The sequence below is a fragment of the Streptomyces coffeae genome, from assembly GCF_016741875.1.
Taxonomy (GTDB): Bacteria; Actinomycetota; Actinomycetes; order Streptomycetales; family Streptomycetaceae; genus Streptomyces; species Streptomyces coffeae.
Map to the genome: position 1 here is coordinate 80320 of NZ_JAERRF010000032.1, position 14651 is coordinate 94970.

A 14651-nucleotide genomic window follows, 5' to 3' on the forward strand; every position below is an offset into this window, starting at 1 on the left:
AGCTTCACCAGCCGGGCCGCCCCGCGGGGGCACCGTGATCAAGCTCAACGCGCGGTGTGCGTGTTCCCTCATGGCAGGCGCCGACTGATCGTCAGATCTGGGCGGCGATCTCCGTCGCGACGCGTTCGCCGGAGGCCACGGCCGCATTCAGGGTGGAGTTGTCGACATCGGTGTGCTCGCCCGCGAAGTGGATGCGGCCTTCCTGTAGGCCTTCGCAGCCTGCGATCGAGGTGTACTGGCCGACCTTGTAGTAGTGGTAGGCGCCCTGGGACCAAGGATCGCGCGACCAGTGGTCCTCGTACGCCTTGCCGCTGAAGGCCGCCGTGGTGCCGGGGAACAGGTGCTCGATCTGGGACAGGAACCAGTTCACGTCCGCGGCGGGGGCCGCGCCGTGGGCGGCTCCCGTGAGCGTGTCGCGGGCCGTGTTCCCGCCCGGGAAGTTGACCAGCAGCGAGGGCGATCCGTTGGGTCCGCGGTCGACCGAGCCGTCCCAGGCCGTCTGGTAGCCGAGCGGGCCCGTGTTGCTGACGCCGTTGTAGCCGAGCTGCGGCCAGGTCTTCCTCGACTGCTGGGTCACGAGCTTGGCGTTCTGGCCCATTCCCTGCTGCTGGATGGCGGTCAGCTTGCGTGAGGACAGGTTCGCCCCGGAGAGATCGACAGCCCGCAGGGTGCTGAACGGCAGGGCCAGCACCACATGGTCGGCGGGAACGGAGACCGTGCTGCCGGAGTGGTCGAACGTGCAGGTGTATGTGTTGTCGCTGTTTTGGCGCAGGGCGATCAGTTCGTATCCCTGGCGGACGGTTCCGGGCGGAAGCTGTGCTGCCATCCCGCTGACGAGCTGGTCGTTGCCGCCGACGAGGTGGTACTTCTCATCGAAGCCGCGCGCGCCGGCGAAGACGGACGAACCACCGAGGAAGCCGATCATCCCCAGCGCGGAAGCCTCGGCGGGCTCACCGCCCGACTGGAGCTGGAGGGCCTGGATCACCTGGCCGAGCCGGGAGTCGGAGGCCAGGCCGATCTCGTCGAGGTAGTCCAGACAGGACAGCTGGTCCAGGCGGTGGGCCTCCGGGGTGTAGCTGTTGTAGCGCGCGGTGCCGGCCGCGGCGTACGAGGCGCTGAAGGCGTCGTACGCATCGGCGACCCAGTCGTCCTGCTGCTGGACTCCGGGGTAGGAGGTGTTGTTGACCCAGGCGGCGTAGTCCCCGCCGCCCAGCTCGCCGCCGTTCGCACGCTCAGTTCTGAGGCCGAGGTCGCGCGCCAGGTTGAGGATCGGGGTGTCGGTCGAGCTGATGAACGACCCACCGTGCTCACTGACGAGGCCGTCGTCGAAGAAACCGCGCAGGGACCAGCAACGGCCGCCGATGCGGGTGGTGTTCGCCTCGTAGACGGTGGTGGCGACCGGGCTGCCCTGGGTCCACAGCCGGTGCGCGCAGCGGAGTCCCGCGAGACCCGCGCCGATGATCACGATGCGCGGTCCGGTCGCCGCAGATGCCCGCTGCGGGGCGAGCAGTCCGCCGGGCAGCGCCGCCGCAGCGGCGGCCGTGGCGGCCGCGGCGCCGAGGATCCGGCGGCGGCTGATCGTACGGCCGGATTCGGCGGCCTGTCCGTCGGCGCGGCGCGCCTGTTCCCGGCGCGTGTTCTCGATGCTCTCGCCGACGACCTCCGCGACGGGCATACGGCGGCGGCGTGCTGCGGCGTGCATCGAGAAGGCGAGGCGCAGTGGATCGGGGATGCCGGATCGGTCGACCGACCTGGGCGGGGCGAGGGTGGCGGGGTGGGACGGTGAGGCAGCTTCCTGCATGTGATCCCTCTTCTCGGAATCCTGGTGGCAGCTCTTCGCTCGGACGATCCGAAGAGCGCGGCACGCGGGCTGAGGGGGAGTGAACAGTCGGCGCAACACCGTTGTCAACGGTGTTGCGCCGATTGCTGGGGAAGCCGGCGAAGGGCGTGGTGTCGGCTGCGGTGGCCTACGCCCCCCGCAGGGTCTCGACCCGCTTCTCGATCGCGGAGATCAGGGCCTCGACCCTGACCTGGAAGATCTGCTCGTCCGTCACCTCGGCGAGTTCGGTGCTCAGGTGGGTGATGTTCGGGAATGTCTGGGCGTCGACCAGGCGGTACTCGCGGCTCCAGGCGGACTCGTCGGCCGCCCGGATGTCCGCGTCGAACAGCAGGTAGGCGGCGCGCTGGCCGACGAAGGCGAGGAGCGAGTCGCCGACCATGCGGTAGTGGACGGCGGCCTCGGCGCCCTGGAGCCCGGCCTCCATGACGGCTCCGAGGATGAGTTCGACGACCCGGAACTCGTTGGGCCGCCGGGTGGTCCGGCTGGCCATGGTCGAGCCCACCACCGGATATCTGAGGGCGACCTCCAGCGAGCCGGCGGCGAGCGCCCGAATGCGCCCCTTCCAGTCGAGGCCCTCGGGGATGCTGTCGAGCACCTCGCCGAGCGTGCGGTCCGCAACGGACAGCAGCAGCTCGTCCTTGTCGCGGAAGTGCCGGTAGACCGCGGTCGGGTCGGCGCCGAGCTCCTCGCCGAGGCGCCGGACGGTGAAGGCGTCCTCGCTTCCGCGAGCCGCGATGCGCAGGCTCGCGTCGATGATGGCGTCGGGCGTGAGCTGGCTGCCCGCGCGCTTGCTCCGGGTGGGGGTTGCGGGTGATTTCGGCATGATGCGGCCAGTGTATCGATCGGAAATCGAGGTAGCGCAACACCGTTGACAACGGTGTTGCGCTGCCGTTCACTCCTCCACAACAACAAGCCAGCGGGTCCGCCCGCCGAGCCGGAGGATGCGTTGATGGTGAACACCAGCCAGCGGGCCGACACCGTTTTCGTGGGAGGTCAGGTCTTCACCGGGACCGGGCCGGCTCCGGTGGACGCCGCGGTCGCCGTAGGGGGCGGCCGGATCCTCGCCGTCGACGACGCGACCACGGTGCGGTCGCTCGCGGACGCGGCCACGGAGGTCGTCGACCTCGCGGGCGGCCTGCTCATCCCCGGGTTCCAGGACGCCCATGTCCACCCTGCGGTGGCCGGGGTCCAGATGCTCGGCTGCGACCTGAGCGATCAGCGCTCCGCCGACGGCTATCTGGCGGTGGTGGCCCAGTACGCCAAGGACCACCCGGACGCGGCCTGGATCCGCGGTGGTGGCTGGTCGATGGACATCTTCCCCGGTGGCATGCCGACGCGCGGCATGCTCGACGCGGTGGTGCCGGACCGGCCCGTCATGCTCACCAACCGGGACGGCCACGGCGCCTGGGTCAACACCCGCGCACTGGAGCTCTCGGGCATCGACCGCCACACCCCCGACCCGGCGGACGGCCGAATCGAGCGGGAGCCGGACGGCGCTCCGGCCGGCACCCTTCAGGAGGGCGCCATGGACCTGGTCGGCCGGCACCTGCCCCTCGCGACGCCGGACGAGGCACACGCCGGCCTGCTCGCCGCGCAGGAGCACCTGTTCTCCCTCGGGGTGACCGGCTGGCAGGACGCCATGATCGGCGTCTTCCCCGGCAACCCCGACAACTTCGACGTCTACCTGCGCGCGGCGCGTGAGGGCTCGCTGCGCGCACGCGTCGTCGGTGCTCTCTGGTGGGACCGCGAACGCGGCCTGGAACAGCTTCCGGAACTGGAGGAGCGCCGCCGCATCGGCCAGGTGGGCCGCTTCAACGCCACCAGCGTGAAGATCATGCAGGACGGCATCGCCGAGAATTTCACCGCCGGAATGCTTGAGCCCTACCTCGACGGCTGCGGCTGCCCCACCGCCAACTCCGGGCTGAGCTTCATCGAACCCGGCCTGCTCACCGAGGCGGTGTGCGCGCTCGACCGCTCGGGCTTCCAGGTCCACTTCCACGCGCTCGGGGACCGCGCCGTCCGCGAGGCCCTCGACGCACTCGCCGCGGCCCGCACCGCCAACGGCGTCAACGACAACCGTCACCACATGGCCCACCTCCAGGTCGTCCACCCCGACGACATCGGACGCTTCGCGAGCCTGGACGTCGCCGCGAACATCCAGGCACTGTGGGCCGCGCACGAACCGCAGATGGACGAGCTGACGATCCCGTTCCTCGGGCCCGAACGCGCCGCCCTGCAATACCCGTTCGGGGACCTGCAGCGCGCCGGAGCCCGGCTGGTCGCCGGCAGCGACTGGTCGGTGAGCAGCCCCAACCCGCTGTGGGGCATCCATGTCGCCGTCAATCGCGCCGTACCCGTCGAGGCGCCGAACGCGCCCGGGACACCGGAGCCCTCTGCCCCGTTCTTCCCCGAGCAGGCTCTGACCCTGACCCAGGCGCTGACCGCCTACACCGCGGGCAGCGCCTGGGTGAACCACCTCGACGAGGTGACCGGCACCGTCGAGGCGGGCAAGTACGCGGATCTCGCCGTCCTCGACCGCAACCCCTTCGCGCACCCCTCCCTGGAGATCGCCGACACCCAGGTGAGCCGTACCTACATCGACGGGCAGCTCGTCTTCACCGCGACCGACTGACCACGCACTTCACCAAGCCCACCCCAGACGGAGGTAGACGATGCCCTCAGGCACCGCAGGAGCGATACGACAGACACGACCATTGCGGCGCACCGTGGGGACCTTCCTCGCGGCGGGCGCGGTGCTCATCACCAGTGCGTGCAGCGGCACCGCGAACCCGGACAAAGGCGGCAGCACGAGTATCGCGTACCAACTCACGGACCGAACTCCAGCCGCTTCAGGCGGACTTGACTCCTTCACCTGGTCGATCTTCGCCGAGCCGACCTCGATCGACTACGCCTACTCCTTCGACTACCCGCCCAACCAGATCCTCTCCAATGTCTGCGAGAGCCTGCTGCGCTGGAACCCGGATCTGACGACCTCGCCGAACCTCGCGACCTCGTACAGCAATCCGACGCCCACCACCTGGGTCTACAAGATCCGCCCCCATGTGCGCTTCCACGACGGGACGTCGCTCACCGCGAAGGACGTCGTCGCCTCGCTGCGCCGTCACCTCACCCCGTCCGTGGGCAGCGCCTGGGTCAACTCGTTCCGCAACGTGAAGTCGGTCAGCCAGTCCGGCGCGCTGGAAGTCACCGTCAAGCTGAAGAAGCCGGACTCGACCTTCAACCAGGCGATGGCCGCCAGCCCCGGCACCGTCGAGTCCGCCGCCACCCTCGCCAAGGAGGGCAAGAACTACGGCAGCCCCAAGAGCGGCGTGAACTGCACCGGGCCGTTCTCTTTCCGGTCCTGGACCCCGGGCCAGTCGCTCGTGCTCAAGAAGTTCGACGGCTACTGGAACCCCAAGCTCAAAGCCAAGGCGGGCCAGGTCAAGTTCGTGTTCCTGAGCGATGCGACGACCCGCGTCAACGCCTTCCAGAGCGGTGAGGTGGACGGCGGCTGGATGGTCCCGGCCGATTCCTACGGCCAACTCCGCTCGTCCCAGGCCGGAAAGCTCTACTTCGGCCGCAACACCACCGTCGCCGACGAGGTGGTCAGCAACCTCGAGGGCCCGCTGGGCGACGCCCAGGTGCGCAAGGCCCTGCTCATGGCGATCGACCGCAAGGGCATCGTCAAGGCCGGCGCCGGCGGGGTCGGCGAGGTCGCCGACTCGCTGGTCACCGACAACCTGTGGAAGAACGCGCCCGCCGCGACCCGCAAGGCCCTCGCCAAGGACCTGCCGCGTTACCCGTACGACCCGGCCAAGGCCAAGGAGCTCGCGAAGAAGGCCGGAGTGCGGGGCCAGCGTGTCGTCATCGCGACCAGCCCGCTCGACTCACAGACGAAGATCATCACGCAGGCTGTCGCCCAGGCGGCCAAGGCTATCGGGCTCGACCCCAAGATCGACACTCTCTCCGCGGAGAAGTACTCGACGCTCTTCACCGACCCTGCCGCCCGCCATGACATCGACCTCTTCCTCACCTTCTGGTACACGTCGATCACCGACCCGATGGACATGTACACCTCCCTGACGACCGGCGCCGTCACCAACTACGGGAACTGGTCGAACAAGGACTTCGACAAGGCCGTCGACAAGGCCGTCGGCACGTACGAACCTGCCGGGCATGCGGAAGCCAGCGCGAAGGCGCAGGGGATCGCCCTGCGGGAACTGCCCTGGCTGCCCCTGTACACACAGCCCGTGAGCGTCTTCCTCGGCAACCGGATCACCGGCGTCCAGCCGTCGATCGCCTACCTGTACTACCCCTGGGCAGCCGAGATCGGGGCGAAGGGATGAGTCGCGCGGCGACGCGGGCGCTACGGATCCTGCGCAGACTGTCCGGGATGGCCGCGACCCTCCTGGTCACCTCGTTCCTGGTGTTCTCCTCGCTGTACCTGGCGCCGGGCGACCCGGCGAGCTTCCTGGTGCGGGGACGCAGCGCGAGCCCGCAGGAACTCGCCGAAATCCGGCGGCAGTACGGGTTCGACGAGCCGTTCCTGGTCCGGTTCGGGCAGTGGCTGGAGGGCGTGCTCCACGGCGACTTCGGCCGGTCCTACCTCTTCCACCAGGACGTCAGCTCGGTCATCGGTTCGCGCCTGCCGGCCACCCTGCTGCTGGTCGGGGTGTCGGCGCTGATGATCGCGGTGGTGGGCGTCGCGGCCGGCATGGTCGGGGCGCTGCGACGGGGTACGCGTACCGACGGCACGCTGATGCTGCTGGTGACGGTGGGGGCCGCCGCCCCCGCCTTCGTCGCCGCACTGCTGCTGAGGTCGGTGTTCGGGGTACGGCTTGGCTGGTTCCCCACCATCGGGAACGGCAGCGGCGTACTCGACAGACTGCACCACGTCGTCCTTCCCGCGATCGCCCTGTCGGTGACCTTCATGGCCCTGGTGGCCCGTGTGACCCGCTCGGCGATGCTGGACGAGCTGCGCCGCGAGCACGTCGAGGTCGCGCTGAGCCGGGGCACACCGCGCCGTACCGTGATCCGGCGTCATGTACTGCGCAACGCGCTCGGACCGATCGTCACGGTCTCCGCGCTGCTGGTCTCGGGGATGCTGGTGAGCACCGCGATCGTGGAGACCGCGTTCGGCATGTCGGGCGTGGGGTCCCTGCTGGTGCAGTCGGTGAACCAGCTGGACTTCCAGGTGGTGCAGGCGATCGTGCTGCTCGTGGTGGCCGCGTTCGTCGTGGTCAACGCCCTGGTGGACCTGGTGCATCCGCTGATCGATCCGCGGGTGGCGGCAGCGGGGGGTGCACGATGAGCGCACAGAGCGCAGGTGTGGTGCGAGGCCCGCTCACCCGGCTCCGGTCCCTCGGCGGTGGTTGGCTCCAGCGCCTGTGCCTGCTCCTCCTGGTCCTGTTCGTCCTGGTCTCGCTGTTCGCGCCCTGGCTGGCGCCCCAGGATCCGACCTTCGGCGGTCTGGACGCCACCCTCGCGGGCCCGAGCGCCGACCACTGGCTGGGGACCGACCAGGGCGGCCACGACACCTTCTCGGCCTTGATCGAGGGAACGCGTACCAGCCTCGCCGGGCCGCTCGCGGTGGTGCTGTTCTCCACCGTGACGGGCATTGCCGTCGGCCTGTTCAGCGCCTGGCGGGGCGGGTGGGTCGACACCATGGTCGGCCGGATGCTCGACATCGTGTTCGCTTTCCCCGCGCTGCTCCTCGCGATCCTCGCGGTGGCCATCTTCGGCAAGGGGATGACGGCGCCGGTGCTCGCCATGGCGATCGCCTACATGCCGTACACCGCCCGCCTGGTGCGCGGCCTGGCCGTGCAGGAGAAGGCCCGGCCCTACATCGCCGCCTACCGCGTGCAGGGGCACTCCGCGATGTTCGTCGCGGTCCGCAGACTGCTGCCGAACATCGGCCCGACCGTGCTCGCGCAGTCGACGGTGAACTTCGGATACGCGCTGCTCGACCTCGCCGCCCTGTCGTTCCTGGGTCTTGGCGTACAGCCGCCGACACCCGACTGGGGCGCGATGATCAACCAGGGTCAGGCCGCCGTTCTCCAGGGCGAACCGCTGTCCGCGATCGTGCCGGCTGTCGCGGTCGTCGTGGTCGTCGTCGCCTTCAATGTCGTCGGAGAGAGCTTCGGCGACCGGCTCGCTGGGAGGGACTCCTGATGGCCTTGCTCGAGTACGAGTCCCTGAGCATCACCCTGCCCGGGATGGCCCGCCCGGTGTTGGACGGCATCAGCCTGAGCGTCGCGGCCGGCGAGGTCGTCGCCCTGGTCGGCGAATCCGGCTCCGGAAAGTCGGTCACCGCCCGGGCTGCCCTCGGCCTGTTCCCGGCCGGCGCCGGGATCGACGGCCGGGTCCGTGTCGACGGGGCCGACCTGGTCGGCGCCGACGCCGCGAGTCTGCGCGCAGTGCGCACGACCAAGGCGTCGATGATCTTCCAGGACCCCCGGGCCGGCATCAACCCGGTGCGTCGCATCGGGGACTTCCTCACCGAGTCGCTGCGCCTGGGCCGCGGCTGGTCCAAGGGCCGCGCGAACGCCCGGGCCGTCGAACTGCTCACCGCGGTCGGCCTGCCGGACCCCGCCCGGCACCTGAACCAGTACCCACACGAACTCTCCGGCGGTATGCTCCAGCGCGTCATGATCGCAGGCGCGCTCACCGCCGAACCCCGGCTGCTGCTGTGCGACGAACCGACCACCGCCCTCGACGTCAGCACCCAGGCCGAGATCATGGCCATCCTGGGAAGGCTGCAACGCGAACGCGACCTGGGCCTGCTCCTCATCACTCACGACATCGAACTCGCAGCCGCCGCCTGCGACCGGATCTACGTGATGTACGCCGGACGGATCGTCGAGACGGCGACCACGGCCGAACTCTTCGCCGCACCCCGCCACCCGTACACCGCCGGCCTGCTCGGCTCGTCCCCGCCCCTGTCGGCGCCGGACGGACCGGTCGCCCGCCTCACCCCGATCCCCGGGGCTCCGATGGGCCTGCTGGACTCCGCGCCCGGCTGCTCCTTCGCGGCCCGCTGCCGCTTCGCCAGGCCCGGACACTGCGACCAGTCACCGCCGCCACTGGAACGGCACGGTCCGGCCCTGGTCGCCTGCCACCGCGCCGACGAGCTCACCGCTATTCCCGGCGCGGTCGCCGTGGCGGCAGCCGGCTCCCTTTTGCCGAGTTTGCCGAGCAAGGAGGACAGTTGACCACCGATCCCACTTCCGCGGCGCGCCCGCTGCTCCAGGTGAGCGGACTGCGCAAGACCTACCGGACGGGAGCGGCGGAGGTTGTCGCGGTCGACGACCTGTCGTTCTCCGTACGGGCCGGCGGCGCACTCGGCATCGTCGGGGAGTCGGGTTCCGGCAAGACCACGACGGCCCGGATGCTGATCGGCCTCGAACGCCCGGACGCGGGACGGATCCTGGTCCAGGGCGAGCCGCTGGCCGCGACCGTACGCGGGAAGGAGGCTCGGCTGGCCCGGGCCAAGGCGGTCCAGATCGTCTTCCAGGACCCCTACCTCTCGCTGGACGCGCGGATCAGCATCGGCGCGACCATCGACGGGGTGCTGCGCCTGCACGGGCTCCACGACCGCGCGACCCGGACGGCCCGCGCCAGGGAGCTACTGGCCCAGGTCGGCCTCGGCGACCGCGAGGCGGCCGCGCTGCCCCGCAAGCTCTCCGGCGGGCAGCGCCAACGTGCGGCGATCGCACGGGCGTTGGCCGTCGAACCCGCCGTGCTCGTGCTCGACGAGGCGGTGTCCGCCCTGGACGTGTCGGTGCAGGCACAGGTGCTCAACCTGCTGTCGGACATCCGCCGCGACACCGGCATCGGCCTGGTGTTCGTCAGCCACGACCTGGCCGTCGTCCGGTACGTCTGCGACGAGGCGCTCGTCCTGTACCGGGGCCGGACCATGGAACACCGGCCCGTCGCGGACCTGCTCACCGCACCCGGACATCCCTATACCCGGCTGCTGCTGGCATCCGTTCCCCGGCCGGGCTGGGACCCCGACTCGATCAGCCGCCGGCGCCGGGAGCTCGATCCCCTGAAGCCGCACGGTCCGGGGTGACGGGGGACGGTGAAAGCCGCGACGGACGTCCCCAGCAGACGCGTTGAACCAGCAGCCGCGTGCCGAAAACGGTCAACCGGGCCTTGAGCGACGGTGGTCAGCACCGCCGCCTGAAGGGTGCCATTATTCGCGCATCGTCTTGGCCTGCCGGTTCTCGCGCTCCCCAGGTGAGCCACGATCGCTTCTCATGACGTTGGGACTGCTGTTCGGCCTCGAAGGAGGCGGAGATACTCGTACTCCGCCACGAGGTCGCGGTGCTGCGACGTCAGGTTCCCTCGGCTTGCCTCGGCGCCAGGAGTTACTGTCACGAGCATGGTCGAACACGATGCCCTCAGCGCCACCCGCGAGGCCTATGACGCTGCTGCCCTCACCTATGCGCAGTTGTTCCGCGACACGCTGCGTGAGAGTCCCTTGGACCGTGCGATCTTGGGTGCCTTCGCCGAGGTCGTACGTGCGAGTGGGGACGGTCAGGTCGCGGACCTGGGGTGTGGGCCTGGTCATATCACTGCTCATCTGGACGAGCTGGGGCTGGCGGCGTTTGGTGTTGATGCCTCTCCTGCAATGATCAAGTTGGCTCGACAGGCCTATCCGGATCTGCGATTCGATGTGGGCTCGATGGCCGCGTTGAACATCGGTGACGGCGTGCTGGGCGGCGTACTCTCACGTTGGTCCATCATCCACACTCCGCCGCAGGAACTCCCCGTCATCCTGGCGGAGTTCCATCGTGTGCTGGCACCTGGCGGCCACCTTCTGATCGGCTTTTCGGCAAGCGCTGATCCGTCTCACCCGACGCAGGTCTTCGATCACACAGTCGCGCCGGCCTATCGGTGGTGGCCTGATCACCTCGCCGTGATGCTGCGCAAGTCCGGGTTGGCCGAGGTGGCCCGGATGGTTCGCGAGCCTCAGCCCACCGACCGAAGGCAGTTCCAGGAGATTCACCTGCTCGCCCGCAAAGCCTAGGAAGGGCCGTTCGATCGAACGCATGGCCGCATCCAACCTGCCGGATGGGGAGCCGTCAGGCTCCAGGCGTCGACTCGTGATCAGGGCTCACCAACCGTTCGAGCTCCGATGTGGTCGAACGAGGGAACTCCGAGGAACACCCTCGATGCCCTGGGCTCCTGGCGGGTATCGAGCTGGGCGATCGCTCTGAGCTGCAACGACAGGACGTGCTGAGGGTCCTGTACGCGCGCTACGGATGGGGCTTCTCGGTGTGGTCGGTCAAGGCAGGATCTCGACGTACCCGTCGGTTCCGTGCACACGGATCTGCTGCCCGTCCCGGATCAGCCGGGTGGCCTGCTCCACGCCCACGACGGCCGGCAAGCCGTACTCCCGGGCAATCACTGCGCCATGGGTCATCAGGCCGCCCACCTCCGTCACCAGGCCCGCGATTCCGACGAACAGCGGCGACCAGCTGGGGTCCGTGAAGGTCGTGACCAGGATGTCGCCCGCTTCAAGATCGGCCTCCGCCATGTCAAGGACGACGCGGGCCCTTCCCTCGATGGTCCCGGCGGAAACCGGTAGCCCGATCAGGGCGCCGGCCGGGACGTCGTCGCGCCGGTACGCCCCGGTGACGGCCTCACCATCCGAGGTGAGCACCCGGGGCGGTGTGAGCGCGTGGTACGACCGGAACGCGTCCTTGCGCTGCTGGATGAGCCGGCCATCCACCTGGTTCGAGCGCACGACGTCGTGGAACTCCTGGAACGTGAGGTAGAAGATGTCCTCCTTCTCAGGAAGCACGTTGGCCCGCACGAGGCGCTCGGCTTCCTCCAGCAGGGCCTGCTTGTAGACGAAGTAGCGGCTGACGATGCCGTACTTCGGGTACTCCCGGTACCCGATGAAGGTTCTGACCCGGTCGATCATCCGCTTGGCCTCGTCGGCTTTCCGGTCCCCGTCCGGCAGGGACCGCAAGCGTGACAGCACGTCCTGTTCCTTCTTCTGCGCCTTCTGCCGCCCTTGCTCGAAGCGCCGCTCGGCGACGCCCGGCTCGAAATTCCTCACGTTGTCGAGGATCACGGGCACGAGCGTGGTGGGGCGCTCGCGCCAACGTGGCCTCGTGATGTCGATCTCGCCGACGCAGCGCATGCCGTACCGGTCGAGGTAGGCCTCGATGGCGTCGCGCGCTTCGGTCCCGCCCGCGAGCTTCGCCAGCTCGTCCAGGAAGCCCTCGTCCTCGACGCCCTGCAGGAACGCCACCACCTCCGGATGCGGGCGGATCACGTCCGCGACGTCGAGCAGCGCCAGTCCCATCTCCGACGTGACGTTGTCGGGGGCGGACAGCGTGAGCGTGTCAGCCACGTTCTTCTCGCCCAGCCACTCCTGCAGCTGGTCGTTGAGCCACCACGTGGCCTCCATCCCCGCCATGATCGCCTGAAGGTTCAGCGGATCACTGAGGACTCGCTTGTGCTCCTCGAAGGCCTCCAGCAGGAAGTCGAACAGCGCCGGTCCGGTCTTCGTCCGGATGTCGCGCTGCAGGGCGGCGATGGACGCCTGGCTTCGCTCGATCAGCTCGGTGACGATGGCCGGATCGGTCTCGATCGGGGCGGACGCGCCGCGGGCCGGCGGCCCGCCGGGACCCGCGTCCGGGAGCGACGGGACGAAGTCGTCGCGGTCGAGGACGGTCTCCAGCGCGTCCCTGACCAGCGGATCGCCTCTCCCCATGACGTCCAGGAGGCCGACGCGGCTCGCGGGCGAGGCCAGGCGCCGGGTGACGTCGACGAACAGCCTCCCGCCGGCCTCGTGCATCGGCACCATGGCCGTCAGTCGCCACATGGAGAGCCCCAGGGGCTTCATGGGGTCGGTCATCATCTGCTGATGACCGACGGAGACGTAGACGTGATTCTCCTGGTCGCCGGTCTCGGGGAGGGGGAACAGCGTCGTGATCGGCCGGCTCTGAACGATCTGGAAGTCATCGTCGACCAGGCACCATTCGATGTCCTGCGGGCGGCCGAAGTGCGCTTCGATCCGCCGCCCGAGCTGCACGAGCCGCACGACCTGCGCATCCGTCAGCGCCGGCTGCTCCTGCCGCTGCGAGTCGATCGCCGCTTCCTGTGTACCACCGGCCGGCAGGGCGCGAACGGCACGCTGTTTGGCGGCGATCGCCTTGGCGACGACTTCGTCGTGTCGCACCGTGAAGACGTCCGGGTTCACCAGGCCGGAGACCAGGGCCTCGCCGAGGCCGAAGCCGGCGTCCACGGTGGCGACCTTCCGGTTGCCCGTGACGGGGTCGGCCGTGAACAGGATGCCGGCCGCATGCGGGAAGACCATCTGCTGCACGACCACGGCCATGTGGACCGTACGGTGGTCGATGCCGTTCCGCTGGCGGTAGGTCACGGCCCGCTCGGTGAACAGCGAGGCCCAGCACCGGCTGACATGCTGGAGGATCGTCGTCGGCCCCACGACGTTCAGGTACGTGTCCTGCTGGCCGGCGAAGGAGGCCGTCGGCAGGTCCTCCGCCGTCGCACTGGATCGGACGGCGCAGGCGGCCTGCTCGCCGAGCTGGGCGAGCGCGCGGGTGATCGCCGCCGCGAGATCGCCCGGGATGGCGATCCCTTCGATGGTCCGGCGGATCTGCGCGCTGAGCGTGCGGATCGCCCTCCGGTCGTCCGGGTTCAGGCGCGACAGCTGATCGAGCCAATCGTCGATCGACGGCGCTTCCGCCATGATCCGCCGGAAGGCGTCCGTCGTCACGCAAAAGCCGGCCGGCACGCGGATGCCTTCGATCCGCGACAGCCCGCCCAGGTGCGCGCCCTTGCCGCCGACGACCGCGACCTGCGTCTCGCCAACCTCTTGAAGATCCCACACGTACCGCTCGATCATCGCGATACCTCCGAGGCAGTCGTGTCCCGTTGCACTGCACTGGCCGATCGAATCACCGGCGCCTCCAGCTCTGTTGAGCCTCTTGTCAGGCGCGTCCTCGTCTCTGGCTGCCCTCCCTCTGACGAGTCGGCCGACCGCTCCGCCCAGTCGGGCGGCGCGCACCCCGCCCCGAGCGCTCGCGACCGCACTGCCAGTCCCACCACTGGTTCGACGTCACCGCGTCCCCCATACGTCGACAACACACGCACGTCGTGCCCCCGTTTCCGCAGGTTGTAGCCTCGGCCGACGATTTTGCGCCACCACCCGGGTCTTGCCGCAAGCCCCCCAGTGCGCTATACGTTAAGAGTGGCAAGGAGAGAGATCTCCTTGCCTTTGCCTTTGCCGTCCGCTGGAACTGACAAGCTTCTCGCGAAGTGGAAGTGATGGCGCGCCGCGTACGGGTACGCATCGTTGGCCCAGGGGGATGTCCCATCGGCCTACGGATGCAGCCGCGGAACCAGAAGTTCTTTCCCTTGTCGGCAAGGCCCGAACGTCGAGCGCGCCGCCATCTCCCGGAGGTCGTCGCGCCATGCGAGTGCTGGGCCAAGCTCGCCCAGCGGACGCTTGACGGTTGCCGTAGCTCACATCGGCCGGCACCCAACCTGCTCCAGCCGGAGGCACTTCCCAGGTGAAGAAGCGCATCGGGTGCTACCCGCATGTCCGCGTCGAGAGTGGTGGCCGAAGTGTGGCCACGCAGCCCGGATCGGTTCGGCTGATCGAGACGGTCCGCAAGTCCGGGCTGGACAGTGCGATATCAGCAGCGCTTGTGCCATGGCGCAAGCCGCGCGCAGTGCACGATCCGGGGAAGATCCTGCTGGATGTGGCGCTCGCGACCGCTCTCGGCGGAGACTGCCTGGCCGATGTCGGCCTGCTGCGGGCAGAGCC

General features: G+C 69.3%; 11 protein-coding genes. 8 read left to right on the forward strand and 3 right to left on the reverse strand.

Translation table 11 applies throughout. From position 1 onward, the window contains the following. Positions 1-91 precede the first annotated feature (91 nt). Together JK363_RS35060 and JK363_RS35065 are read right to left on the reverse strand one after the other, a co-directional pair. Complete coding sequence (locus JK363_RS35060) at positions 92-1801, reverse strand: flavin monoamine oxidase family protein (RefSeq protein ID WP_201881565.1); 1710 nt, start codon at positions 1799-1801, stop codon at positions 92-94. A 166-nt stretch (positions 1802-1967) separates the two neighbouring features. Then, the gene (locus JK363_RS35065) at positions 1968-2663 is read right to left on the reverse strand and encodes a TetR/AcrR family transcriptional regulator (protein WP_201881567.1); all 696 of its coding nucleotides are present in this window, start codon (positions 2661-2663) and stop codon (positions 1968-1970) included. A gap of 126 nt (positions 2664-2789) precedes the next feature. Between JK363_RS35065 and JK363_RS35070 the strand changes: the two genes are divergently transcribed. The 7 genes from JK363_RS35070 to JK363_RS35100 all read left to right on the forward strand — a co-directional run bounded on the left by JK363_RS35070 (position 2790) and on the right by JK363_RS35100 (position 10871). Continuing rightward, positions 2790-4472 carry an amidohydrolase gene (locus JK363_RS35070; protein WP_201881569.1) on the forward strand — a complete coding sequence of 561 codons (1683 nt, stop codon included), beginning with the start codon at positions 2790-2792 and terminating at the stop codon, positions 4470-4472. 82 nt (positions 4473-4554) lie between these two features. Then, positions 4555-6186 (forward strand): ABC transporter substrate-binding protein, encoded by a 1632-nt coding sequence (locus JK363_RS35075; protein ID WP_236076341.1) that lies wholly within the window; start codon positions 4555-4557, stop codon positions 6184-6186. After that, entirely contained in the window at positions 6183-7151 is a 969-nt protein-coding gene (locus JK363_RS35080; protein ID WP_201881573.1) for an ABC transporter permease, read from the forward strand. The genes JK363_RS35075 and JK363_RS35080 overlap by 4 nt, the downstream gene beginning before the upstream one ends. After that, positions 7148-8011 (forward strand): ABC transporter permease, encoded by an 864-nt coding sequence (locus JK363_RS35085; protein WP_201881575.1) that lies wholly within the window; start codon positions 7148-7150, stop codon positions 8009-8011. The genes JK363_RS35080 and JK363_RS35085 overlap by 4 nt, the downstream gene beginning before the upstream one ends. Further along, positions 8011-9051 (forward strand): ABC transporter ATP-binding protein, encoded by a 1041-nt coding sequence (locus tag JK363_RS35090; RefSeq protein ID WP_201881577.1) that lies wholly within the window; start codon positions 8011-8013, stop codon positions 9049-9051. The genes JK363_RS35085 and JK363_RS35090 overlap by 1 nt, the downstream gene beginning before the upstream one ends. Then, complete coding sequence (locus JK363_RS35095; protein WP_201881579.1) at positions 9048-9911, forward strand: ABC transporter ATP-binding protein; 864 nt, start codon at positions 9048-9050, stop codon at positions 9909-9911. The genes JK363_RS35090 and JK363_RS35095 overlap by 4 nt, the downstream gene beginning before the upstream one ends. 312 nt (positions 9912-10223) lie before the next feature. Then, positions 10224-10871 carry a class I SAM-dependent methyltransferase gene (locus JK363_RS35100; protein ID WP_201881581.1) on the forward strand — a complete coding sequence of 216 codons (648 nt, stop codon included), beginning with the start codon at positions 10224-10226 and terminating at the stop codon, positions 10869-10871. 258 nt (positions 10872-11129) lie between these two features. Here the strand turns inward: JK363_RS35100 and rph are convergent, their stop codons facing one another. After that, the gene (gene rph, locus JK363_RS35105; protein WP_201881583.1) at positions 11130-13727 is read right to left on the reverse strand and encodes a rifamycin-inactivating phosphotransferase; all 2598 of its coding nucleotides are present in this window, start codon (positions 13725-13727) and stop codon (positions 11130-11132) included. A gap of 667 nt (positions 13728-14394) precedes the next feature. On the opposite strand from rph, the gene JK363_RS35110 reads away from it, so the two are divergent. Further along, positions 14395-14651: transposase (locus JK363_RS35110; protein WP_201881585.1), on the forward strand; the 257-nt coding region annotated here is incomplete at its 3' end.